The organism is Plantactinospora soyae, assembly GCF_014874095.1.
In the GTDB taxonomy this organism is placed as follows: Bacteria; Actinomycetota; Actinomycetes; order Mycobacteriales; family Micromonosporaceae; genus Plantactinospora; species Plantactinospora soyae.
Genome location: NZ_JADBEB010000001.1, coordinates 5,831,808 through 5,855,575, shown reverse-complemented (window position 1 = coordinate 5,855,575; position 23,768 = coordinate 5,831,808). Strand labels below are relative to the sequence as shown.

Sequence of the window (23,768 nt, the reverse complement as noted above, 5' to 3'; positions counted from 1 at the left end):
ACGCAGATAGGGACGAGCATCGATGACGCTGATGACCGACAACCAGTTCAACGACTTCTTCGAGACCTACGCCGGCAACGTCGAGGGCTTCTACGAAGCGAGCTACTGGCGCCTGGCCGACGAGCTGATCAAAGAGCTGATCAGAAGACACATCGGGCCGGCGTCGGGTGACCGCGTGCTGGACGCGGGCGGCGGGACCGGTCGATGGGGCGCGTGGCTCGCCGACGAGTTCCACGCCAAGGTCACCGTGGCCGACAAGTCGGCAGCCATGCTGGCCGAGGCCCAGCGGCAGGTCCCCGACGGCGTCCGGCTGGTGCACTGCGATCTGGAGGACGCCCCGGAACTCGCCGACGCCGAGTTCGACGCCGTGATCAGCACCTACGGGGTGCTCAGCTTCCTCGACGATCCGACCGCCGCGTTCGCGACCCTGGCCCGGGTACTCCGGCCCGGCGCAACCGGTCTGCTGATGAGCCACTCGTTGTCCAACGCGCTGTCGTCGAAGGCCTGTCGGGACGGCGCCGGTGCGGCGGAGCTGCGGGCCCTCCTGGAGACCCACGTGGTGCAGTGGTCCCCGACGGTGCCGCCGCTGCGGGTGTACAGTTCGGCCGAGCTGACCGATCTCGCCACCGGGGCGGGCTTCGAGGTGCAGGCGATGTTCGGGGTGACCTCGATCGTGCATCCCGGGCCGGAGGACTTCGGCTACCCCTATCACGGCATCAGTGCCGTCTCCCGGGCACTTGCCGACGAGACGTACTTCCGAACCGCCCTCGACCTCGAACTGGCGGCCTCCGAGCAGGGATGTTGGGCCGAGCGGGGAACGAACCTCATGATCAAGGTTCGGAAACCGACATGACCGGGCTAGCCGCTCTCGGCGAGCCGTACACGGCGCTGGCCGGCGTCTACGACCGGTGGACCGATCCGAACCCGTACGACCGCTGGGTCGACTTCATCACCGCTCGGCTGGCGCAGGCCGGGATCGGCAGCGGTGCCCGGGTGCTCGACGTCTGCTGCGGAACCGGCAGCATGGCCGTCCGACTACGGGACCGTGGGTACCAGGTCGCCGGCATCGACGGGTCGGCCGCGATGCTCGGGGTCGCCCGTGACCGCCTCGGTCCGCTGGTCGAACTGCACCAGGTGATCCTGCCCGCCGAGTTGCCGTTCACCCCGGCCGTCTTCGACGCCGCGATCTGCTGCTTCGACAGTGTCAACTACCTGCCCCCATCCGCGTTGCAGGGGTTCTTCGCGACGGTGGCGTCGGCGCTGCGGCCCGGCGGGCTGTTCGTCTTCGACGTCAACAGCCGCTACAAGCTCGAGGAGGTCTTCGGCTCGAGCCAGTACGGGGACGACCAGGGCGACTTCGCGTACGTGTGGCGCAATCGGTACGACCCCACCCGGGGCGCCACCGACTTCCTCATAACGCTGTTCACCCGGGCCGACGACGGGTTCCGCCGCGAGGAGGAGCAGCATCGACAATGGTGGTTCGACCACGACACCATTCGGAACTCCGCGAACCGGTCCGGCTTCACCACGGTCGGGGCAACGGCCGACTACACCTCGTCCGAGCCCGAGCCGGACACGCTCCGGGAGACCTGGGTGCTGCGCCGGGAAGAGCCTGCGGGTCGGAACCATCACTGACCACCGGCCGACGCCCAGTCAACCCAGCCATCGTGCGCTGGTTGGCCCACCTGCGGCTGCCCCCGGCCACCGGCCCGGACCCGCCCGAGAGGCCCGAGGCGCCGCGCTCGCAGAGCCTTCGACAGTCATCCGCGCGACGCCTACCGAGAAGGGCCCGCACCATGACCGAGCGGCTGGGTGCGCACCGCCCGACATTCGCACCGGGCCTTTCCCACCCGTCCCCGGTGCTCGACCAGGACGGACGCTCGCAGTGCCCGGGCCACGGCGAACGGCGACTGCCTTGACCGCTGGCGGCTTCCTGCTGATGCGTCACGGCGAGACCAACTGGCCGCTGGTGAACGTGCGTCGGCTGCCCGGGCACGCCAACGACCTCGCCCCGCTGACCTCGGCCGGAGTGGAGGAGGTGCGCCGACGGTGCGGGGAACTACGGGGCATCCCATTGCGCTACGTGGTGTCGTCGCCGATGACCCGGGCAGTTCAGTCGGCCGCCATCGCCGCCGGCTGCCTCAACCTTCCGCTCCACGTCGAACTCGACCTACACGAGTGGGTACCGGACCTCACCTTCAACTGGACCGATCCGAGCCAGGTCGACCGACCGCTCACCGCGCTCTGGGCCGGCATCGAGCCGGTCGACTTCGACGGTCCGCCGTACGAGAGCCGGCACGACCTGGCCGCCCGGATCCGCCAGGTCCTCGGTCGCCATGCCGGGGACGACCCGGTGCTGGTGCTCACCCACGCCGTTGCCATCTGGAGCGTCACCGGCCGCCGACTCGACACCGCGGCGGTGACATGGCTGACCTGACCACCGCACCGACCCGGCACCACTGCCACCGCCGTCGTCCGAACGGAATGGAGAACGAGGATGGGTGTGCTGCTTGCCAACCCGCCGACCCTGGCCGCGCTGGAGGCCAGGGGCCTCGGCGGCCAGATGTCCTACTTCGAGTACGAGAGGAGCTTCACCGACCAGTACTGGTACAAGTCCTACCCGGGTGAGCATCTCGGGCTGATGGCCCTCGTCGCGGTCCTGCGTGCGGCCGACGTACCCGTCCGCAGCGTGAACGGGCAGACCGAGTGCCACCGGTTCCTCGACCAGACCTGGGCGGCGATGCGTGCTGCCGGCGATACGATCGACGTCAGTCTTGTCGGCCTCTCGGGGCCGTGCCAGGTGTTCGAGGAGAACCTGGAACTCGCTCGCCGGGCGCGGCGGCAATGGCCGGACGCGTTGATCGTCCTCGGCAACCAGTTCGCAACCCTCAACTACCGACGCATCCTCGCCGACTATCCCGAATTCGACGTGGTGACCCTCGGCGAGGGCGAGACCACGATCGTCGCGCTGGCCGGGGTGACCGCAACCGCCGACCTGGAACGGATCGAGGGCATCGCCTACCGGGACGCCAACGGAACCACCCAGGTACGCCCACCGAAGGTCGAGCCGCTCGACCTCGACACCCTGCCCGAGATCGCCCGGGATGAGCTGCCGAAGATCCTGGAGATCGGAGTCAGCGCAACCGTCTACACCACCCGTGGCTGCCCGTACCGGTGCAACTACTGCACTACCGGGCAGACCGCTGGCCAGCTACACAAGAAGCTGGCCTACCGGGAGCGTTCGGTCGGCCCGGTCGTCGACGAGATCGAGCGTCTCGTCCGGGACTACCAGATCCCGCACATCACCATCGTGGACGATCTGTTCGTGGCCAAGACGCCTCACTCGCTGGCCCGGGCGGTCGAATTCGCCCACACGATGATCGAGCGCGACGTACGGATCCCGTTCATGCTCGACTGTCGGCTCGACTCGGCCGATCCGGACGTCTTCCGCGAGTTGCGCCGAGCCGGCCTCTACCGGGTGTTCGTCGGAATCGAGACGGGTAGCGGCGACCAACTGACCTTCTACAACAAGCGCTACGGTGTCCCGTACGACGTCGAGTTCGTCCGCTCCCGCGTCGGCGGACTGCAGGAGTTGGGTATCGAGGTCATCCCGGGGATCCTCACTTACCACCCGGCCTCCACGCCGGAGGAGTTACGTGAGTCACTGCGGGTGATCGATGCCTGCGGTTACGTGAGCACCTGGCAGTTCCTGTGCGAGATCTTCGCGCATCCCGGCACTACCCTCTGGCACCAGTACCGTCGGGCCGGCTGGCTCGCCCAGGAGTGGCCGGTACCGTCCTGGGAGTTCCAGGACTCACGCGTCCGGCTCATCCGGGACAGCGTGATCGAGGCGATCGAGAACGGTGGAGGGCACACCGAAGCGCGGAACGCATTCGCCGATGCGATCGGCCTTGTTTCCGACTCGGAAGTCCGCTTATAGTCGGCAAATGACCCGGTCCGCAGAACCAGTAAGGCCCGGTACGGCATTCCGAGTCCGCAGTCGCTCGGGAAAACAGCAGGAAAGCAAAGACGTCACGCGGGAGGTGGTCCTGTCTGCGGCGATAATGACACACGACGCTCGGATCGATCTCGCCACGCGGTTTACCGGAAAGCACCCGGATATCCCATTCCAAATCGTAAAAGATCCGCTTCCCGGGGTCCCGAGAGGCACACTCCGCACCGCCCGCCTGGCCTGGTCCAGCGTTCCACCGGGAGCAACGCACCACCTCGTCGTGCAGGACGACATCATCCTGGGGCCGGATTTCCTGGAGAAGGTCCTCGGCGCGATCCAGCGGCTGCCCGATCATGCCATCGCCCTGTTCACCGAATGGGGATCAAGGACGTCACACGCGGCCCGAGTGGCGAGCCTGGTGGGCGCGAACTGGGTCGAGGCGGTGGACGAGTACGTCCCGACGCAGGCACTTGTCATGCCGGCTCAGGCATGCCTGGCATTCGACGAGTTTGTGACACACGAACTCGGGCCCGAAATCGAAGATGACGACGCCCTCCTCGCCTTCATCCGGGCCTCGCGTATCCCCGCGGTGGTGGCGGTCCCCAACCTGGTGGAACATCGAGACCTACCGAGTGTCGCCGGAAATGAGAGCCATGGCGCACGTAGGTCTGTGAGCTGGTCGCGGGACACCCCGGCCTCACTTCTCGGACCGGTGCTGGCGAACATGCCGATCCTGCCCTATTTCTCGTGGGCGACCGGGCGAGCATACTGCCTGTTCCGTGCGGCACCGCCGTACGGATGGAAAAGGATTCCGGCACGAGACCTGGCACTTGGCTGGGCCTTCGACGAGGAGGGTCTGACCGCGACATTGGATACGGCGACGGGCCTCATATCAGGAGCCTCGGTCTTCGACTGCATCTCGGTCGACACCGTCAAACGGCTCCTACTGACCGCCGTCGTGCTCGGCCTCGCCGCTCAGGACACCTCCCGAGGGCCGCGCTTCTCCGAATGCCGAATGACGTCGGAGGCCGAGCAGGCACTGAACACGTTTGCCCCCGGCGCGCTCCGCTGTTTCGTCGCTCCGTCCGTCCTGGCGGACCTGGCGGATGATCTCAGACCGGCGATCGACTATGCGGTACGTGCGGGCTTGTCTCAGGCACTGGCCCCAGCACCGGACCGTTTCACGCCCACCGTAATGGATTCCGGCGAAGATGAAGGGAATTTCCTGGACATCTTCCATCCGGCCCCGGTCGTGTTCGAGGGCGAGGTCTATCCGAGTGTCGGACACGCCTATTATGCTGCCAGGATAATCGAGCAGGCGCTGCGCGTCCGGATCCGTGCGGCGCCGACGGCATTCCATGTGCGAAGCCTGAGCGGTATCGGCTCACATCGAGAGAATTGGGCGGACGTCAAGCTACCACTGATGCGACGGCTACATCGTGAGAAATTCCGTGACCCACAGCTCCGTGCCGAACTGATCGACACGGGAGATCGGGTCATCGTCAACGGATCGCCCGGGGGCGGAGGTTTTTGGGGCGCATCCGAAGGCGACGGAGAAAATCAGGTTGGCCGGCTTCTCATGGCACTCCGCAGAACACTACGCACGCGGTCGGGCGCCTGAGCCCACGAACGGGCCCGGGCACTGCGGGATGCCCGCGCCCGGACACTTCGGTGGTGGCACGAGCATCGACTCGGGGTCAGTTCCGACCGGACGGAGAGGCACCCTCATTGTCTGGCCAGGACCCAATGCCACGTAGCTTAAGTTGATCTCGGCTGGGTGATGATCTTGTTTGACGCGGCGTGGCCTGTGGCCGGCCCGGGTGGTTCTACCGCGGCCGGATGGTGGACGGGGCTGGGGCATCGGTTGGTGGGGCTGGTTTGGTCGGCCGGCTGGACCAGGTGTCGGTGGGGGTGCTGGTCGCGGCGGTTCCTCGGTTCAAGGTCGAGGAGGCGGTTGCGGCTTGCGGTGTTGCGGAGCTGCGTCGGGGTGGGAAGTTACCGCCGCATGTCACTGCGTATCTGACGATGGCGTTGTGCCTGTTCGCGCAGGACAGCGCGGAAGAGGTCGCGGAGAAGGTGACCGGTTCGTTGTCGGCTTTCGGGGTGTGGGACGCCGGGTGGACGCCGCCGACGTCGTCGGGGATCACGCAGGCTCGTAGACGTCTGGGCCGTGACGTGTTGCGTGAGACGTTCTACCGGGTCGCGGAGCCGGTTGCGCAGCCGGCGACGCGTGGTGCGTGGCTGCGGGATCGACGGTTGGTAGCCATCGACGGGTTCGACGTCGATGTGCCCGACACCGCCGACAACGCCGCCGAGTTCGGCTACGCCGGCAACGACCGGACCCGTTCGGCGTTTCCGAAGGTACGGGTGGTCGCGGTCGCCGAATGCGGCTCGCGGGCGTTCATCGATGCCGAGGTCGGCCCGTGGCCGCGCAGCGAGAAGGCGATGGCCGCCACACTGCTCGCCGCACTGTCGCCGGACTGGCTGCTGATGGCTGACCGGGGCTTCTACAGCTTCCAGGCGTTCGGCGCCGCCGCGGGCACCGGCGCGGCATTGTGTTGGCGGGCGCCGACACAACTGGGGCTCCCGGTCGTTGAAGTCCTGTCCGACGGCACGTATCTGTCGGTCCTGATCGACCCGAGCATTCGAGGCCACCACCGCGAGCAGCCCGTCGGACGTCAGCCGAACAGTGTCCGTCCCCAGTGGTCGGCGCCGTCGCGTACCCCGGGCGGGCAGGCGAACAGCCCGCTGGAGATGTACCGCAGGTACTCGTTCAGCAGGTCGTGCCGGGCGAGCTGGGTCTGGATCGGCACGAACTGCCGGCGCGGATCCCGCTGGTACGCGATGAAGAACAGCCCGGCGTCGAGCCGGCCCAGCCCGTCGGAGCCGTCGACGAAGTTGTATCCGCGCCGGAGCAGCCGCGCGCCGTTGTGCTGACTCGGGTGGGCCAGCCGGACATGCGCCTGCTCGGCGATCGCCGGCTCGCCGTCCGGGCCCGTCAGCTCCAGGTCCAACTCGTCGAACTCGTCACCTCGGCCCAGCGGCGCGCCGCTGCCCTTGGTCCGGCCGATCAGCGCCTCCTGCTCGCCCAGCGAGGTCCGGTCCCAGGTCTCGACCACCATCCGGATCTTGCGGGTCACCAGGTACGACCCGCCGGTCATCCACTCCGGACCGTCGCCCGGCTGCACCCAGAGCTGCTCCGCCAGGTCGTCGTCCTCCGCCTTCACGTTCGCGGTGCCGTCCTTGAAGCCGAACAGGTTGCGCGGGGTCGCCTGGTCCCGCGATGTCGACGAGGTACGCCCGAAGCCCAGTTGCGACCAGCGCACGCTGACCACTCCCATGCCGAGCCGGGCCAGATTCCGGATCGCGTGCACGGCCACCTGGGGATCGTTGGCGCACGCCTGTACGCACAGGTCGCCGCCGGAGATCTCCGGGCGCAGCGCGTCGCCGGGGAACCGGGGCAGCGCGGCCAGGGCGGCGGGCCGGCGGTCGGCGAGGCCGAACCGGTCCCGCCCGTGGGCGTCGCGGAACAGCGACGGGCCGAAGCCGATGGTCAGGGTGAGCTGGGACGGTGGCAGCCCGAGCGCTTCGCCGGTGTCGTCCGGCGGCGCCTGGGGTACGCCGCCGACCGCACCGAGCTCCCCGGCGTCCCGACCGGCGGTCATCCGGGCGGCAGCCGCGCTCCAGTCCTGGAGGAGCGCGACCAGCCTGGCCCGATCCTTGGTGATGACGTCGAACGCCACGAAGTGCAGCCGGTCCTGCGCCGGGGTGGTGATGCCGGCCTGGTGCTCACCGTGGAACGGCACCGCCGCGGCGGCGTGGTCCTCGGTGCCGGGGCGGTCCCATGACCGACTGCCGCCCAGCGCTGCCGCGCCGACCGCCCCGGCCACTCCCGTCCCGGCCAGGGTCATCGCCCGCCGCCGGCTGAGCCGACTGGTCCGCTCGCCCATTGGGCTCCCCCTCGAGTGGTACGACCTACGTTGCCGACCTACGTCCGCGACCTACTTGGCGACGACCGCGGCGACCTTGCTGATCGGCTCGGCGAGCGCGTTGATGCCGTCGGAGAGTTCCTTCAGCTCGGGCTGGCTCAGCGCGGTGTGCAGCTTCCAGCCGTCCCCGGCGCGGTGCTTGCCGAGCAACGTCTCGACGTTGGTGAACTCCGTGTCGAGCTGGCTGACCAGGTCGGGAGCGCGGTCCTGCAACACCGGACGGAGCGCGGCGATGGCAGCCTTGGAGCCTTCCAGGTTGGCGCTGAAGTCCCACAGGTCGGTGTGCGAGTAGCGGTCCTCCTCGCCGGTGATTTTGCCGGTGGCGACCTCGTCGAGCAGTTCCTTCGCGCCGTTCGCGAGTTGCAGCGGGGAGAGCTTCTCCGCGTTGGCCTTGGCCACGATCTCCTGGATGTCGGTCATCAGCCGGTCGGCGAGCGGGCCGTCCTTGCTGATGTCGCCGGTGGTCCAGAGGTCCTTCTCGATCCGGTGGAAGCCGGTGAACTCCATGCCCTCCTCGATGACTTCCTCCCGACCATCGATCTTGGGGTCGAGGTCGCCGAAGATCTCCGCCACCGGTTCGATCCGCTCCCAATAGGTGCGGGCCACCGGGAAGAGCGCCTTGGCCTTGGCCACGTCGCCGGCCTTGACGGCGGCGACGAACTCTCCGGTCTTCTCCAGCAGCGCGGTGGTCTGGCTCTTGACGTACCGCTGGTAACTGTCGGTCGCGTCGGCCAGCGCGGCGTCGGCGGTGAGCGGCTCGGCCGAGCCGCTGACCGTGAGCGCGTTCCGGATGCCCTTGCCGCTCATTCCCGGCTTGCAGGCCGTCTGGTAGGTGCCCGCCGGCAGTTCCACCCGCAGTTCCCGGCTCAGTCCGGGAGCGATGTTCTCGACCTCGCCCATCACCCGGTCGCCGTCGGCGTAGACGTAGAACTCGGTCACCTTGGCACCCGAGTTGGTGATTTTGAAGGTGGCCGTACCGGCCGCGATGTCGGTGCTGGCGACCGCACAGGTGCTGTCGTCGGCCTTGACGGCGATCGGGCCGCCGGCCGCAGTGTTCGCGTCGTCGTCTCCGTCGCCGCCACACCCGGCCAGCCCGGCGGTGGCGAGGACACCTGCGGCGACGGCCACCAGGAATCGGGAGGTACGCATCGGGTCGGGTCTCCTTGTGGGAATCAGGCGGGCTGCGAGGCAGCTGTGTCGGAAGTCGGGCTGGTGACGGAAGTCGGGTCGGTGGCGGCCGGGGTCACCGGGGCGGGAGCTGACGTCCGTCGTCCGGGCCGTAGGAAGAGCAGGAGTACGGGCACCGCGTACCCGATCCAGGCGATCGTCTCGATCACCGTCGGGGCGGGGGTGATGTTGAACATCCCGGCGAGCAGGGTGGCGTACCAGGTGTTCGGGTCGAGCACGGTGGTGATGTCGAAGGCCAGGTTGTTCAGGCCGGGCAGTACACCAGCCTCTTGGAAGTCGTGCACGCCGTACTTGAGGATGCCGGCGGCGACCAGGATCAGCAGCGCACCGGTCCAGGTGAAGAACCTGCCGAGGTTGATCCGCATCGCGCTGGCATAGATCAGTACGCCGAGCACCACCGCGGTGGCGATCCCACCGATCAGCGCGAGCAGCGGCCCGGTGTCGCCCGCCGCTCCCTGCGCGGCCGAGTAGAAGATCAGCGCGGTCTCCAGTCCCTCCCGGACCACCGCCAAGAAGGCCATCGTGGCCACCGCGATCGACCCGACGGCGAGCGCCTCGGTCAGCCGGTTACGCAGTTCGCCCGCGATCGACCGGGCGGCCCGGCGCATCCAGAAGATCATCCAGGTGACGAAGACAACGGCCGCCACCGAGGTGATCGCCTCGAAGAGTTCCCGCTGAGCGCTGGTGGCCAGCAGCGTGGTCGAGGTGTACTCGATCAGCCAGCCGAAGAACACCGAGACGGCGACGGCGAGGCCGACCCCGAGCCAGACCTGCGGCAGCCGTTCCCGCCGCTGCGACTTGACCAGGAACGCCACCAGGATGCTGACGACCAGGGTGGCCTCGAGACCTTCGCGTAGCCCGATCAGGTAGGTGGCGAACATCGGACCGATCCTTCTCCGGCACCCCCTGAACGAACCGCCTCCCAGGTGGGCCTTGCTCTGGTTTCCGGGTACGACGTCAGGTCGTCCTCGACCCGGAGCCGAACCCGCTCCTCTACTGGATGTAGAAGTTAGCAGAGCCTAACCTATCCTCGCTAGCGTTGGTCGGCCGCCCGCACCCACCTGTCCTGCGGTTGATCCGCCAGCACAGGTGTGTGCGGCGCGGTCCGGGCTCAGCCGAGGGCCTGCCGGGCGATGGCCGGCGGTTCACGTCCGGCCAGCAGCCAACCGCAGGCGGCGGCCACCAACGGAAGACCGACGACCAGGGCGAGCAGATGGACCACGGGTACGTGACTCAGGTTGTCGAGCTCCCTCCAGTACCCGCCGACCAGTCCGAGGTACGCGGCGGTCGTACCCAGCAGCACGCCAAGCAGGGCCAGCGAACCCGCCGTGGCCGCGGTCAGCACCCGCCGGACCCGGCTGGTGGCCCCGGCGGCGGTCAGGGTACGCAGATCGCGCGCCCCCTCCCCCCGGATCAACCCCACCGTCATCGCCAGTACGCCCAGCGCGAGGAGCATGCCGCCGGCGGTAACGCCGTTCTGGAGCGCCGCCAGACTCAGCGGCGCCTCCCGGGACTCGATGTGCAGTCCCGCGTCCGCCGCGACCTGCCGGGCCTGGCTGAGTTGCTCGTCGCGCAGTGACTCGGCCGCCTCGACGAACCAGCCGACCCGGCCCTGCTGCCATCCCAGCCTTCGGATGGCGTCCTCGGTGATCAGTGTGGTCGGCGCCGAGCTGTAGCCGGGCACGTCGATCCGCTGCACCTTCAGCGGCTCCCCCCGCCCCCTGACCCCGGAGAACTGGAGGTCCTGCTCGCCCCGCACCGTCAGCACGTCGATGTCGGGGCTGATGGAAGCGGGGTCGATCCCGTAGTGCCGTAGTTGGGCCGGCGTACCGACGAAGAGCGGGACAGCCCGCAGCCGCCCGTCACCGAGCGGCCAGCCCAGATCGATGGCCGGCCGCCCCGACCCGTTGCCGTCCTGACCACTTTCCACTCTGGAGTCCGGGCGCAGCGGCAGGTCCATCGGGATGACGGCCGCGCCGCCGAGCGTTCCCGCGAGCCGGTCGACCTGGGTCTGGAGACTCGCCAGCTGCTCCGGAGTCCGGACCGGAACGATCGGTTCGGCTTGTCGGTCGATCCGGACCACCAGTTGCCGGTCGGAGAGGTTACCGAACGCGGCGGCGGAGTTGGCCACCGAGGCCGAGGCCACCACCACCGTTCCCACCGGGATGGCCAGGCCGAGGCTGATCGCGGCCAGTGCCGCCGCGGAACGGGCCTGGTATCGACCCAGATCGCGCAGGGCCAGCCTGGGCGCGATCGGCAGCCAACCACCCACCAGCGGCAGCAACCTGATCGCCAACGGACTGGCGAGCAGCAGGCCGGCAGCCGTGGCGAGGGTGCCGCCGATGATCAGCCACGGATTGCTCTGCCCGGCGCTGGCCAGGCATCCGACGCCGATGCCGACAAACCCGATGGCGGCGATCGCGGATCGCCGGGCCGGCTTCGGTCGGGGTGGCCGGGCGGACAGGGCCAGCACGATCGGCACCCGCGCCACCACCCGTGCTGGCCACCACGCCGCCCCGGTGGCGGCCACCACGGCCAGCAGCGCGGCCACGCCGATCAGCGGCCAGGGCAGGTCGAACCGGCTGACCCGGTGCCCGACCGCCGACTCGAACGCCGGTGCGACGGCGATCCAACCGGCCAGCCCCACGCCGGCTCCGACGAGCGCGGCGATCACCCCCACCACGGCCCCGTTGACCACCATCACCAGGCGCAGGTGCCGCTCGGTCGCCCCCAACGCGGCGAGCATGCCGAGTTCACGCAGCCGGCGCTGGGCCACGACGGCGAACCCGGCGGCGGCCACCAGACAGACCAGCAGCAGGCCGACCGTGGTCAACGCGAGTACGCCCGCCGTGGCCAGGTTCCTCGGATCGACTCCCCGGTCCTCGGCGGCCGGCCGCCGGCCGCTGGGGTCCCGGAACTCGTGCACCCGGTCGGCGCTGGCCCGCACCAGCACGGCCACGCTCTGCGGCTGGTCAGCGTGCTGCGGGGAGACGAGGGCGAACTCTTCGTTCAGGTCGCTCGGGTTCTCCACCAGGCCCACCACGGAGCGGCTACGACCGTCGAGGGTCAGCCGATCCCCGACCCGGACCTCAAAGACCATCGCCGTCCCGTCCGTCACGGCGATCTCGTCCGCGCCGGTCGGGTACCGGCCCTGTCGCAGGCCCAGCATCGGTCCACTGAACGCACCGTCCGGGTCCTGCGCCCGGATCTGCACATCGTCGGCCGAGCCGGGAATCGGCGCGGCTCGCCGTCCGACGACGTCGACAGTGCCGAAGAACTCCCGGGTGGCGGCCAAGGCAGCCTGCAACGCAGCCGGATCCGACCCGTCGTACGACAGAATGTGGTCGGCCGTGCCGAACCGCGCGTCCCGGGACGGCGTCAGGTGGAACGCGGCCGCCACGCCGGAGATCGCGGCCAGCACCGCGACGGTGAGCAGGGCCAGCAGGAGCATCTGCTGTCGCCACTGACGACGGAAGATCCGCCACGCCCAGCGGCCAATCGCCCGCCGGGCCGGCAACCCGCCAGCCGAGCGTCCCCGGGCACCGGTGCGCGGCGGCGCGGCCGGGTCGACCTCGTTGACCGACGACAACCGGGTCACCGGCCGGTCTCCGCCGTGAGCAGCGACTCCGGGCCGGCGGGCGGCATGGTCTGATCGACGATCCGGCCATCCCGAAGGAACACCACCCGGTCGGCCCAGGACGCGAGTTGAGCGTCGTGGGTGACCATGACTCCGGCGATCCCGCCCTGGCAGGTGGCGCGCAGCAGGCGCATCACCGCCTCGCCGGTGGCCGAGTCCAGCGCGCCGGTCGGCTCGTCGGCGAGCAACAGTTGACGATCGCCGACCACGGCCCGGGCGATCGCCACCCGCTGCCGCTCACCACCGGAGAGCTCGTCGGGATACCGTCCCGCCCGCGCCGAGAGTCCCAACTCCTCCAGCGCCCGCAGAGCGATCCCCCGGGCGGCCCTGGCCCGTACCCCGTCCAGCTCCAACGGCAGGGCGACGTTCTCGGCGGCGGTCAGCCCGGCGAGCAGGTTGAAGTCCTGGAAGACGTACCCGATCGCGCGGCGACGCATCCGCGCCCGATCATTGCCCGACATCCGGGACAGGTCGGTGCCGGCCACCAGAACCTGACCGCTGGTCGCCTGCTCCAGGCTGCCCGCGATCGTCAGCAGGGTGCTCTTGCCGGAGCCGCTGGGCCCCATGATGGCCACCAGTTCGCCACCCTCGACGACCAGATCGGCCTGTTCGAGTGCCCGTACCTCGGTAGGGCCCGACCCGTACACCTTGGTCACCTGTCGCAGCTCGAGCCGCGCGGTCATCGGCGGGCCTCCGCCGGACGGGCTGCCTGCGGCGCGGCGGCGGGCGGTGCCGGGGTACGGGCGGGACCGGGCGCCGGCCGTCGCCGCAGCCGGGTGTCGGCCGCGTCGAGCCACCGGACGACCGCCTCCAGCCGGAACAGCTCGGCATCGACGACGAGTCCGACCCCGACGTCGTGCTCGGGTGCGTCCGCCTTCAACCGGGTGTACCGCTGCATCGCCTCGACCAGGTGCCGCCGGTGCACCTGCACGACCTCGTGCACGTCCACATCGGGCACCGTCAGCGCCACCAGCACCTTGATCACCAACTCGTCGCGCGGCGGGAGCTTGGCGTCCGGCGGGGTACGCAGCCAGCTGACGAGTTCACGGTCGCCGCCGGATGTGATCCGGAATCCCTTCTGCGAGCCCTCCGCCTGGGCGTCGTCGGACTCCACCAGGCCGTCACGTTCGAGTCGCTGCAGGGTCGTGTACACCTGACCGACGTTGAGCGGCCACACCTCCCCGGTCCGCTCCTCGAACTCCTGCCGTAGCTGCAACCCGAACTTCGGGCCCTCCGCGAGCAGGGCCAACAACGCGTGCCGAACGCTCATGACTGCCTCCACGAGTGACTATACTGAGTAGAGTACTGGGTATAGTCACTCGTCGCCGCCTCGGGCTCGGTTCCGATCAGGCTGCTACCGGCCGGGTCGGGCCGCGTTCAGCAGTTCGCAGAGGTCGTAGATCGCCTCACCGGTCCAGATCACCGAAGCCAGCGCCAGTGACACCGGCAGGACACGCAGTAGACGCGACCGAACGGTGGCCTGCGGATTCAGCAGCTGGGCCACCCGACGCGGGACGACTCCACCGGAGGACACGGCGTGCAGCCCGTACGGGGTGTCCGGCCTCCCGCTCGCGGCCAGTGCGGCCACCCCGATGGCCTGGGCGACCGACCGACGACTGCCGACCTCGACCGCAGCCTGCTCGTCGGCGGCCCGCTCCACCAGGTAGTCGACCTGCCGGGCCACCCACCACAGGGCCGGATGCATCGCGGCGGCGAGTTCGGCCAGCCGGATCAGCCGGTGATGACGGGCCGCCAGATGCGCGTGCTCGTGGGCGAGCAGCGCGTCGAACTGACGATCGGTGAGCAGTTGCCGCATACCGGTGGTCACCACGATGTGCCCTGGCCGACCCGGCACGGCGAAAGCCTGCGCTGTCGGGTCGGACACCACCAGGAGCTGGCTACCGTCAGGCAGCGCGACCTGGCCGAGGCGGAGCGCTTCGCGATGTTGACGCCACCGCCGGACGACCGACACGAGTGCGGCCCCGAGCAGCGCCGCACTCAGCCATGGCACCCAGGACACATAGGCGGTGTCGTCCGCAACCACCCGCCCCGACCAGCCGAACGTGCGGCCGACCGCCGGTATCTCGGCGATCGCCTTGAGTGCGAACACCGTGAGGTTGGTCATGCTGGCCACGCCCACGGCAACGGCCGACCAGGCCATGGTGACAGCGGCGCCCGAAGGCGGAAGCCGGTCGGCCAGCAGCCGCATCGCCAGCACGATCAGCGGCGGGACCACCACCACCGACCATACGAAATGATCGAACATGCCCCTCCGTCCGCGACCGATCGAGTGTGCCACGTCGTAACGCGGGCGGGCATGACGAATGCACCGCACCAGCCCGATACAGTGATCGGCGATGAGCACTACTCCGTCCGCCGCCGAGGGTGATCCGGCCGAAGGTGGACGCCGCCGTCCCGGCCAGCTCGAAGCTCAGGTAGTCACCGTTCTCGTCGATGCCGTCGGCCCGTTGACCCCCGGTGAGGTCCGCGAGCGGCTCGACCCCGACGGCACCCTCTCCTACAGCACCGTGGTGACCACCCTGACCCGACTGTTCGACAAGGGTGCCGTTACCCGGGAGCGAGACGGTCGGGCATACCGCTACGGAGCGATACGCGATGCCGCCGGCCTGGTCGCCGAGCGGATGAGCCGGCTGCTGGCCGCAGAACCGGACCGCACCACCGTGCTGCGGCGGTTTGTCAGCACCCTCGACAACCGGGACGAACAGATCCTGCGGGCGCTCCTCGAAGAGGACTCCGACCCGTGAGGCCGACCCGCCTGGCCCACCAGACTAGGGCGCCGGCTCAAGCGGTGCCGTTCACGAGACAGGCCCGTCTCAGTGCCTCGGCGGCGCCTGAAGGCACCGGGATGGGTGAGCGGAGTTCAGGCGCGGGTGAACACGGCGTCCACGTTGATCGGGGCGGCGAGCACGCCCCACGTCCTACCGCGTCAGGAGCACCTCTGAACTGGACATACGCCACGCCGAGCCACCCGTCCCCAGGTTCTGCCCACTGCAACCAAACCCCCCCGGGCAACATGATCGACTTAAGCTACGTGGCATTGGGCCAGGACCCCACGTGTACGACCTCCGTCGCAGGGCGATCCGAACCCGTGGCTCCGCGAAACCCGCCCAGCCAGTCAGGTAATCTGCCCTCGTCGAACAGGTCGAGCGCCACTGCCTTCGTTATGATGCTCGCGAAATGGACCTGGGCGGCGTCGCTGGGCGACTGTAGCCGCGCCACGAGCCGCTCGCGCTCACGTTGATAGCTCGCAGCCTCCTTACCTCGGGCAAAGAAGTCCTTGATTCCTATTTTTATGTTCGGGTCCCAGACATCCCCTACCGCAGGGCCAAGATATTCGAAGAGCCTGGCGGTATTGTCGAGCCCGACCGTCTCGGCCTCAAGGAGTCGAACCAGCGTCCAATAATACTGGTCACTGAAGCCGAACCGCTTGTCCGTATCGTAGTCGTGCCCCCGCAGGTGCCGCAGTAGTGGGAACCGGTCGCTAGGGGGCTTGGGATACTTGGCACAGAGAGCAAGAATATCGCCGACGGACCCTATGAAGCCGCCGCTGTTCAGATAGGGATAGGGGCGGGCAGGCGGGCTCTCTTGCAGCGCGAAGCCGATGGCCCCCAAGGGCCAACTGTTCGGCTCGGCGCTGAACACCACCTTCTGCGCGAAGCCTTCGTACGCGGTGCGGATGTACTGCTCACCACGGAGGAAGAGCGTGTCATAGGCATCGGTGAAGACGATCAGCTCGTCAGACCTGGGACATTGCGCGAGGTAACGGGTAAGGGCCGTCCGCTTGTCCTTGAACTTGAACGCCTCCTTGTCTACGTGGAGGATGACCAGATCGAGACCGACAGCCTCGCACGATGTCGTCAACAACCGCTTGAGGAAGGCGTTCTCGAGATCCGTCGCTATGGTGACTACCTTCATCCCTAACCTCCGAACCGGACACGCCGAGGTGGCGCGTCAAACGGTGTATGCGGGCCGGGGGCGACCGATTCCGATCCCGCCATCGACGATGCGGCGCTCGAACGTCAGCTCGAACTGCTCCTCCCAACACCGCATGATTTCCTGCTCACCGGGCCTGTTGATGTCGTCAAGGACGATGGCGTAGTCGTCGGCGAGCGTTGGAGACAGAAGAGGAACGGCGGGATACCGAGAATGTTCCTGGCCGGTCTGGTAGGCGGGAGGCCCGTCGATGACGAGCAGGTCGACAGGTACCTGCGCGAGCGCACCCATGAGCCTCTCACGTTCGTACCAGACGGCATCCTCGCCCGGCCATCCGCAAGGGATCGGTGTCAGCGGAGCCCGGATGACCGTGACCACACCATCCAGACCCTCGCCCACCAGATCCTGTTCCAGCAGATCCGCCCAGCGCTCGTCGTGCTCCACCGTCCAGAGATGCCCGCCCCGGTTCCGCAGTAGGCGGCCGAGGTAGAAGCTTGAGACGCCACCGCCCAACTCGAGAACTGCACGACGCCGGTTGACGACAATCTCGTTCAGCACCGCGACGACCCCACTGGGCCGCATCGCACTCACGGTCCACGGTAGATAGGTCGACGACAACGGAGCCAGCGCCTGCATCGCGATAATGTCCCTGCGGTCGCTCGCGGCACGACGGTCGTCGTGGTGGCACGCTTGCCCGCTCGCCACCGCGGGCGCCCCCTCTCCGCCAGTCAAGCCGACAATTCCGATCCCGCGCGAAAACTCGCACCCGAGGCGACCGACAGGGCCGCCTGGCCGCATGCCTGGGCGGACACCCAGCGGCGACGTACTGATCGTTGCGGCGCGCCAGGTAGACGATGGACGGCGCTTCTTCTTCGCGCAGACATCGGGACTTCTCTCCTTGGTCCGGGACTCGGCCAGCGATCGGCATGAGCCGGTTCAGGACAGCTACAGTCGCGGGTGCCATAGGCATCTGCTGATCTTTCGAGACGAGTATTGCATGACCTTGATCGATACGCCACCCGGCGGAGACGAGAAGTTCCGGTAGCTATTCATCACGAGATCCCGCGAGGGAGGGTGACCGGGCAGAAGGTCCAACGCACGCAGGGCGGCTATGGGCGGGCGACCGTCGACGGCCGGCCCGAATCGACAGGCGACCTCACGTCCAGCGCGGCGTCAATCCACTCGAAAGACCGCCGTCCCGTAACCATTCGCTATCACCAGCTCGCCGTCCGCAACCCGCCTCGCGGAAATGCGCGGTCCAGGTGGACGTCTGTCGATCTATGACGTACCGTCGCAGGTGTCGAGTGACACGGAGGATGGGGGCCGTGGTGCTGGAATACATCGTGTGTGCCAATCCACGCAGCGGGAGCAGCCTGCTGTGCAGCACCCTGGCCAGCGTTCCGGGAGCCGGGGCGCCGAGAGAGGTCTTTTTCCGTGGCTCAGTGCACGTAAACCTCACTGCCTGGGGCGGTGCGGCGCCGGGATCGACCCGCCAGCAGCCGAAACCGAGTGCCGGATTCGACTACCTCCGGCATGCGCGCCAGTTCGCTGTCCAGAATGGCGCCCGGGCCGCCAAGGTGCATTGGGACCAGGTTTCGTGGTGTCGCGAGAGGCTCGGGATCGACCCGTTCGAGTTGTTCGAGCGTCGCGGCCCTGAACTGATGCACATCTACGTCTGGCGGGACGACATGGTTGCCCAGGCGGTGTCGGCGATGATTGCGGAGGCCACCAGGATCTACCACCGACGGACCAGCGAACCCACCGTCGATATCGAGAACTCGGCGGGACCCGCCAGCAAGCCACCGGAGTACGAGTTTTCCTTCTTGGTCAACTATCTCGGGGTGATCCAGGAAGACGAGAAGAGTTGGCGCCGCTACTTCGACGAGCGGGGCATCGCACCGTACCTGGTCAGATACGAGGATCTCGCGGCCGACCCGGCGGGCGCGGCGACGGAGGCCCTGGCATATCTTCGGGTACGGCACACGGTCGTACCCAATTCCGACCTCGAGGTGCTGCGTACCAGCCTGAACAAGGAATTTGCCGAACGCTTTCGAACGGAGCTGGTCGGCAGCGGAATCGCAGCCGGCCTTCCACCGGAAGTGCGGAAACGGTGCGGCCTCCGGTGAAACCCCTTCGCCGCCGACGGTCGACCGGTCACTGCTCGCAGAGACGGAGTCACGCGGGAGACGCGCACCACCGCCGGTTGGAGAGCTGAGAGCCCACTACCTACAAAGGCGATGACCGCAGGCAGGCTGCGGCCTTCCGTACACCTCTCTGGACCTGGAGGTAGTGGTGGCACACGTGCTCTCGTCCCTGTCCGAACTGTTCATCTGGCCACACGCGGGCTGCAACCAGCGCTGCGTGTCGTGTGACATCTGGCAAGACACGTCTCGTCGGGAGATCGACGCCACAGACGTGAAACGCTGGGCCGACCAGTGGGCGGCGCTGGGTGTGCGGAAGGTCGTCCTCGTCGGCGGCGAGCCACTGATGCACCGAAATCTGTTCGGCATCGCCGCTCCGCTACGCGAGCGCGGGATGAAGCTGGAACTGCTCTCCACCGGACCGCTGCTGAGCAGGTACGCCGAACAGGTGACCACGTGGTTCGATGCCGTTCTCGTCAGCCTGGACGGCCCGCCGACGATCCACGACGAGGTCCGCCGGGTACGGCATGCGTTCCGGTTGCTGGAGGCCGGCATCGCGGCGGTGCGGAAGGTGAACCCGGACTTCACCCTCTTCGCCAGGTGTACCGTGCACCGCTACAACTACCGGCACCTGCCGGAGACCGTGCGTACGGCGCAGCGGCTCGGCATAGACCGGATCAGCTTCATCCCCGCCGATCTGACCACCGAGGCGTTCAACCGGAGCGGCGGATGGGACGAGGCTCGACAGCACGACCTGGCCGTACCGGCCGCCGAACTGCCCCGGCTGGCAGCGGAGATCGACCGTCTCTCCGAGGAGTGCGCCGACTCGTACGCCAGTGGTCTCGTTGAAGAGTCGCCCAGCCACCTACGGACGTACCTGTACGGGCACTACCGAGCCTTCCACGGATTGGCGGAGCATGCCGACCGGACCTGCAGCCGCCCGTGGGACTCCGCAGTCGTCGAGGTGGACGGCACCGTCCGGCCCTGTTTCTTCCTGGAGCCCTACGGAAACCTGCACGAGGCGGGAGACCTGCACGCCGTCGTCAATTCGCCGGCTGCGGTGCACTGGCGCGCCGAGCTCGACGTGGCCACGAACGAGGTGTGCCAGCGCTGTCCGTGTTTCCGATCCGTCCGTCCACGGTCGAGCCCCGGCGGCGACCGGCCGTGATGTCGGTCGGTGCCGCCCCAGCAGTCTGACGGCGGGGTACCGCACATGATCAGCCCGATGCCCCTGCTCCGGGGGCGGCTGATGCTGCTCGGTGCGCTGCGCCACGCCGGTGCCGGCTCGGTAGGCGCGTTGAGCGTCGCGTACGCGGTGTCCGCCCTGATCCCGGCGGCCTCGGCGGCGGCAATGGGCCTGTTGATCGGACACGTGCAGCTGGCCGTCGGCGGCCTCTCCTCGGCGGCCCTACCATTGGCGCTGTTCGTCGTGGTCCTGCTGCTGGGCCATCTGGTTGACGCCGCCATCGAACCGCTGCGTTACCTGGTGAGGACGCGGATCGATGGTGCGCACCGGGCCGAGGTGGCGAGTCTGGCGGCTGCGGTCCCCAGCCTCGACCGCCTGGAGGACCCGCAAGTCCGGGACCGGATCCGCCTCGTCGCGGCGGATCCCGGCAACTGGACCGAGAAGACTCCCGGTGACGGCGCCCTCGCCCAGCTCCACCTTCTCGCCCGCTACGTCGGCGCGGCCGGCGCCGCCGCGGTGCTGGCCGCGTACGCCTGGTGGTTGATCCCCCTCCTGGCCGTGCCCGCGCTCGTCGGGCGTGCGGTGCGCAGCCGCGACTTCGTCAAGCTGGCCCGGCTGTGGGCCCAGGGGGTACGGCAGGGTCGACGTGCCGACTACTGGAAGCACCTGGTCATGTCCCCGGCCGTGGGCAAGGAGCAGCGGGTGTACGGCTTCGGTGAGTGGGCCGTGGACCGAGTGGCACAGGGCATCCACGCCTCGCTGGATCCGGTGTGGGCGTTCAATCGGCGCCTCTGGCGAAGAAGTACCGCGACCGCGGCGATCATGTTCGTGCCGCTCGCCATCGGCTACGCGGCCGTGGCCCACGCGGTCACGCAGGGGAACACGACAGCCGCGGTGCAGACCGCCGTGTTCGCCGCCGGCCTGGGTGTGTACCTCGCCGTCGGCGGCACCTTCGACGAGTCGGGGGACATCGAGGGCGCGCTGCCGGTGCTACAGGCCATGGCGCGACTGCGCGAGGAGTTCGGCACCTCCCATTTCCCGGGCGGCCTGACCCGGGTGCTGCCGCCGATGTCGAACGGCAGGGCTGGAACGCGGTCGGACGGAGCGGTGCCGACCCGGACACCGCTGGTGGAACTGTCGGGGATCCGCTTCGCCTACCCGGGCACCGGGCGTCCGGTACTCGACGGCCTGAACCTGACCATTCACCCGCATGAGCTACTGGCCGTCGTCGGGCTGAACGGCACCGGGAAGTCGACGCTGATCAAGCTGTTGGCCGGACTGTACGAGCCGGACGCGGGCCGGATCACCGCCGACGGTGTCGATATCCGCCAGCTCGGTATCGGTGCCTGGCAACAGCGCCTCTCCGTCGTCTTCCAGGACTTCGTCCGATACGAGATGTCTGTCGCCGACAACGTGACGCTCGGGAACGGTGTCGTGCCGCCCAACTCGTCCGCACGGAAGAGGGCTGCCGCCGAGGCCGGCCTGGAGCACCTCCTCGCCCGGCTACCGGACGGCTGGCGGACACCGCTGGCCAGGGGTCGCTCCGGCGGCGTCGACCTGTCCGGCGGACAGTGGCAGCAGGTGGTGCTCGCCAGAGCGCTCTACGCCGTACACACCGGTGCCCGCGTGCTGGTCCTGGACGAACCGACCGCACACCTGGACGTGCGCAGCGAGTTCGAGCTGTTCGGCCGGCTGTTGGCCCGGCCGGGCCGGGCCAGTGTCGTGCTCATCTCGCACCGGCTCTCCACCGTACGCCGGGCCGACCGGATCGTGCTGCTCGACGGTGGGCGAGTCGCCGAATGCGGCACACACGAGGAACTGATCCGCCTCGACGGGTCGTACGCCGCCATGTTCCGCATCCAGGCTCAGCGATTCACCCACGGCTACGACGACCGTATCGACAGCGAGCCGATGTGACCCGATACCCGCGACTGTGGTGGCGGCTGCTGCGGCTCTGCTTCGTGCACTATCCGGGGCTGACCGCGGCGGCGTTCGCCTGCCGGCTGCTGAGCCTGGTGACGGTTCCCGCCACCGGGCTGGCGCTGCGGTCGGCGCTGGACTCCAGCACCGCGGGTGTGCTGCACGCTGCCATTCTCGGAGCGGTCGGTGCCGCGGCCGCGCACACCGTCAACGTGACGGTCGAGTATCTCGGCAACTCCGTAAAGATCAACCTGGTGGACCGGGCCGGGCTCCTGGTACTGGACGCCGAGATCCTCCGAGATGTCTGTGGCATCGAGACCATGGACCATCTGGAGCGCGGTGACTTCCTGGACCGGGTGGATCTACTGCGTGGCGCCTCCTGGGGAGTGCTGGCCTCGGCCTGGAACGCCCTCGACGCGATGGTCAACGTCGTCCGGCTGGCGATCATCTTCATTCTGCTGAGTACGGTCAGCCCGCTGCTGTTGCTGCTGTTGGCCTTCGCCGTGATCCCGCTGTGGTTCGACACCCGGGGCCGGCGGGCGGTGATCCGGACGGAGACGGAGACGGCTGAGGACATGCGGTTTCAGCGTCACCTGTTCGACCTCGCCACCGACGCCGCTTCCGGCAAGGAGATCCGGGTCACCGGGGCCGGGCCGGAACTGATTCGCCGCCAGGCGGCCGCGTTCCGCGCCGCCCACGAGGCCCGGTTCCGAGCCCAACTGGTGGGCGCCGCGTGGACGGCCGGCGGGTGGACGATCTTCACCCTCGGCTTCGCGGGGGCCCTCGCGCTGGTCGTCCACGACGCTGCGGGTGGGGCCGGCAGCATCGGTGACGTCGTGCTCGCCATCGCGATTGCGACCAGCCTGCGCGGCCTGGTGCAGCAGGCGGTGACCCGGTCGGTGCTGACGGCGAGTTCCGCGGTTCTGCTCGAGCCGTACCTGTGGCTGCGGGACTACGCGGCCCGGGAGCGAGGGCACGGCGACGATCGGGCCGCCGGTGCTGCGGTACCCCGGACACTGCGGGACGGCATCCGGCTGGAGCACCTGACCTATCGCTACCCGGGCAGCGATCGGGCCGCGCTCGACGACGTCACCGCCCACTTTCCCGCAGGCAGCGTCGTCGCGATCGTCGGCGAGTACGGCTCGGGCAAGAGCACCCTGGTGAAGGTGCTGTGCAAGTTCCATCGTCCGAGCAGCGGCCGGATCCTGTTGGACGGCACGGACCTCGCCGACCTGGACGGCACCTCCTGGTGGGCGCGCCTGGCTGTGACGTTCCAGGACTTCGGCCGGTACCACACCCTGTTGGGCGAGGCGGTCGGCCTCGGTGACCTGCCACACCTCGGGTCTCGGAGCCGCATCCTCGAAGCGGTGTCCGCCGCCGACGCCGACGGCCTGATCGAGCGGCTTCCGAATGGCCTGGCGACACCCTTGGGACGCGAGTTCGGCGGTTGGGAACTGTCCGAGGGGCAGTGGCAGAAGATCGGGCTGGCGCGTGCCTGCATGCGACACGAGCCACTGCTGTTCGTGTTGGACGAGCCGACCGCGTCGCTGGACGCGCCCAGCGAGCGGGCCATCTTCGAGCATTACGTCCGTCGGGCCCGCCATCTCGCCGCCCGGACCGGCGCTGTCACCGTCATCGTCTCTCATCGGTTCTCGACGGTCTCGGGCGCCGATCTGATCCTGGTGATGCAGGGCGGTCGCCTGGTGGAGACCGGGCGGCACGAAAGCCTGCTCGCCGCGGGCGGGGTGTACGCCGAACTCTACGAAATCAGCAGCCGCGCATACACCCTCGACTGACTCCA

The 23,768-nt window shown here is 68.7% G+C and carries 19 protein-coding genes and 1 pseudogene; 11 read left to right on the top strand and 9 right to left on the bottom strand.

The genetic code is table 11. The features are described from left to right. Positions 1–22: 22 nt before the first annotated feature. The 6 genes and pseudogenes from H4W31_RS25535 to H4W31_RS44840 form a co-directional block, all read left to right on the top strand. Positions 23–853, top strand: coding sequence for a class I SAM-dependent methyltransferase (locus H4W31_RS25535; RefSeq protein ID WP_192768976.1), 831 nt, complete (start codon positions 23–25; stop codon positions 851–853). Further along, positions 850–1,635, top strand: a complete 786-nt coding sequence (locus tag H4W31_RS25530; protein WP_192768975.1) for a class I SAM-dependent DNA methyltransferase — start codon at positions 850–852, stop codon at positions 1,633–1,635. The genes H4W31_RS25535 and H4W31_RS25530 overlap by 4 nt, the downstream gene beginning before the upstream one ends. A gap of 280 nt (positions 1,636–1,915) precedes the next feature. Then, positions 1,916–2,437, top strand: a complete 522-nt coding sequence (locus tag H4W31_RS25525) for a histidine phosphatase family protein (protein ID WP_192768974.1) — start codon at positions 1,916–1,918, stop codon at positions 2,435–2,437. 60 nt (positions 2,438–2,497) lie between these two features. Beyond that, positions 2,498–3,940, top strand: a complete 1,443-nt coding sequence (locus H4W31_RS25520; RefSeq protein ID WP_225945671.1) for a B12-binding domain-containing radical SAM protein — start codon at positions 2,498–2,500, stop codon at positions 3,938–3,940. A 292-nt stretch (positions 3,941–4,232) separates the two neighbouring features. Then, a complete protein-coding gene (locus tag H4W31_RS44380; RefSeq protein WP_192768973.1) occupies positions 4,233–5,573 on the top strand; it encodes an NADAR family protein in 1,341 nt (446 codons plus the stop codon). 218 nt (positions 5,574–5,791) lie between these two features. Then, positions 5,792–6,709, top strand: a pseudogene (locus H4W31_RS44840) (IS4 family transposase); the annotation flags it as partial. On the opposite strand, the gene efeB reads toward H4W31_RS44840, so the two are convergent. The 7 genes from efeB to H4W31_RS25480 all read right to left on the bottom strand — a co-directional run bounded on the left by efeB (position 6,631) and on the right by H4W31_RS25480 (position 15,032). After that, on the bottom strand, positions 6,631–7,902 hold the full coding sequence (efeB, locus tag H4W31_RS25510) for an iron uptake transporter deferrochelatase/peroxidase subunit (protein ID WP_192768972.1): 1,272 nt from the start codon (positions 7,900–7,902) through the stop codon (positions 6,631–6,633). The pseudogene H4W31_RS44840 and the gene efeB sit on opposite strands and share 79 nt — an antisense overlap. Positions 7,903–7,953: 51 nt before the next feature. Then, complete coding sequence (gene efeO / locus H4W31_RS25505; RefSeq protein WP_192768971.1) at positions 7,954–9,090, bottom strand: iron uptake system protein EfeO; 1,137 nt, start codon at positions 9,088–9,090, stop codon at positions 7,954–7,956. 23 nt (positions 9,091–9,113) lie between these two features. After that, positions 9,114–10,010 (bottom strand): iron uptake transporter permease EfeU, encoded by an 897-nt coding sequence (gene efeU, locus H4W31_RS25500; protein WP_192768970.1) that lies wholly within the window; start codon positions 10,008–10,010, stop codon positions 9,114–9,116. Between the two features lie 230 nt (positions 10,011–10,240). Then, the gene (locus H4W31_RS25495; RefSeq protein WP_192768969.1) at positions 10,241–12,727 is read right to left on the bottom strand and encodes an ABC transporter permease; all 2,487 of its coding nucleotides are present in this window, start codon (positions 12,725–12,727) and stop codon (positions 10,241–10,243) included. Beyond that, positions 12,724–13,449 (bottom strand): ABC transporter ATP-binding protein, encoded by a 726-nt coding sequence (locus tag H4W31_RS25490; protein ID WP_192768968.1) that lies wholly within the window; start codon positions 13,447–13,449, stop codon positions 12,724–12,726. Before H4W31_RS25490 ends, H4W31_RS25495 begins: the two co-directional genes overlap by 4 nt. Continuing rightward, positions 13,446–14,036 carry a PadR family transcriptional regulator gene (locus H4W31_RS25485; RefSeq protein WP_192768967.1) on the bottom strand — a complete coding sequence of 197 codons (591 nt, stop codon included), beginning with the start codon at positions 14,034–14,036 and terminating at the stop codon, positions 13,446–13,448. The genes H4W31_RS25490 and H4W31_RS25485 overlap by 4 nt, the downstream gene beginning before the upstream one ends. An 84-nt stretch (positions 14,037–14,120) precedes the next feature. After that, on the bottom strand, positions 14,121–15,032 hold the full coding sequence (locus tag H4W31_RS25480) for a M56 family metallopeptidase (RefSeq protein WP_192768966.1): 912 nt from the start codon (positions 15,030–15,032) through the stop codon (positions 14,121–14,123). Positions 15,033–15,123: 91 nt separating this feature from the next. Here H4W31_RS25480 and H4W31_RS25475 point away from each other — a divergent pair, with 91 nt between their 5' ends. Further along, positions 15,124–15,531, top strand: a complete 408-nt coding sequence (locus tag H4W31_RS25475; protein WP_192768965.1) for a BlaI/MecI/CopY family transcriptional regulator — start codon at positions 15,124–15,126, stop codon at positions 15,529–15,531. A 283-nt stretch (positions 15,532–15,814) separates the two neighbouring features. Here the strand turns inward: H4W31_RS25475 and H4W31_RS25470 are convergent, their stop codons facing one another. Both H4W31_RS25470 and H4W31_RS25465 read right to left on the bottom strand, forming a co-directional pair. Further along, entirely contained in the window at positions 15,815–16,702 is an 888-nt protein-coding gene (locus H4W31_RS25470) for a glycosyltransferase domain-containing protein (RefSeq protein WP_192768964.1), read from the bottom strand. 36 nt (positions 16,703–16,738) lie between these two features. Beyond that, on the bottom strand, positions 16,739–17,356 hold the full coding sequence (locus H4W31_RS25465; RefSeq protein WP_192768963.1) for a class I SAM-dependent methyltransferase: 618 nt from the start codon (positions 17,354–17,356) through the stop codon (positions 16,739–16,741). Positions 17,357–18,045: 689 nt separating this feature from the next. Between H4W31_RS25465 and H4W31_RS25460 the strand changes: the two genes are divergently transcribed. The 4 genes from H4W31_RS25460 to H4W31_RS43070 all read left to right on the top strand — a co-directional run bounded on the left by H4W31_RS25460 (position 18,046) and on the right by H4W31_RS43070 (position 23,763). Next, positions 18,046–18,846, top strand: coding sequence for a Stf0 family sulfotransferase (locus H4W31_RS25460; RefSeq protein WP_192768962.1), 801 nt, complete (start codon positions 18,046–18,048; stop codon positions 18,844–18,846). A 166-nt stretch (positions 18,847–19,012) separates the two neighbouring features. Beyond that, positions 19,013–20,029, top strand: coding sequence for a radical SAM protein (locus H4W31_RS25455; protein WP_192768961.1), 1,017 nt, complete (start codon positions 19,013–19,015; stop codon positions 20,027–20,029). Between the two features lie 45 nt (positions 20,030–20,074). After that, a complete protein-coding gene (locus H4W31_RS25450; RefSeq protein ID WP_192768960.1) occupies positions 20,075–21,964 on the top strand; it encodes an ABC transporter ATP-binding protein in 1,890 nt (629 codons plus the stop codon). Next, positions 21,961–23,763 (top strand): ABC transporter ATP-binding protein, encoded by a 1,803-nt coding sequence (locus H4W31_RS43070; protein ID WP_318783397.1) that lies wholly within the window; start codon positions 21,961–21,963, stop codon positions 23,761–23,763. Before H4W31_RS25450 ends, H4W31_RS43070 begins: the two co-directional genes overlap by 4 nt. The last annotated feature ends 5 nt before the right edge of the window (positions 23,764–23,768 follow it).

Coding starts and splice junctions, on each gene's coding strand:
- H4W31_RS25470 (WP_192768964.1), bottom strand. CDS start 16,702: ATGAAGGTAGTCACCATAGCGACGGATCTCGAGAACGCCTTCCTCAAG.
- efeB (WP_192768972.1), bottom strand. CDS start 7,902: ATGGGCGAGCGGACCAGTCGGCTCAGCCGGCGGCGGGCGATGACCCTG.
- H4W31_RS25485 (WP_192768967.1), bottom strand. CDS start 14,036: ATGAGCGTTCGGCACGCGTTGTTGGCCCTGCTCGCGGAGGGCCCGAAG.
- H4W31_RS25480 (WP_192768966.1), bottom strand. CDS start 15,032: ATGTTCGATCATTTCGTATGGTCGGTGGTGGTGGTCCCGCCGCTGATC.
- H4W31_RS25490 (WP_192768968.1), bottom strand. CDS start 13,449: ATGACCGCGCGGCTCGAGCTGCGACAGGTGACCAAGGTGTACGGGTCG.
- H4W31_RS25475 (WP_192768965.1), top strand. CDS start 15,124: ATGAGCACTACTCCGTCCGCCGCCGAGGGTGATCCGGCCGAAGGTGGA.
- efeU (WP_192768970.1), bottom strand. CDS start 10,010: ATGTTCGCCACCTACCTGATCGGGCTACGCGAAGGTCTCGAGGCCACC.
- H4W31_RS25520 (WP_225945671.1), top strand. CDS start 2,498: ATGGGTGTGCTGCTTGCCAACCCGCCGACCCTGGCCGCGCTGGAGGCC.
- H4W31_RS25450 (WP_192768960.1), top strand. CDS start 20,075: ATGATCAGCCCGATGCCCCTGCTCCGGGGGCGGCTGATGCTGCTCGGT.
- efeO (WP_192768971.1), bottom strand. CDS start 9,090: ATGCGTACCTCCCGATTCCTGGTGGCCGTCGCCGCAGGTGTCCTCGCC.
- H4W31_RS25465 (WP_192768963.1), bottom strand. CDS start 17,356: ATGCAGGCGCTGGCTCCGTTGTCGTCGACCTATCTACCGTGGACCGTG.
- H4W31_RS25530 (WP_192768975.1), top strand. CDS start 850: ATGACCGGGCTAGCCGCTCTCGGCGAGCCGTACACGGCGCTGGCCGGC.
- H4W31_RS25535 (WP_192768976.1), top strand. CDS start 23: ATGACGCTGATGACCGACAACCAGTTCAACGACTTCTTCGAGACCTAC.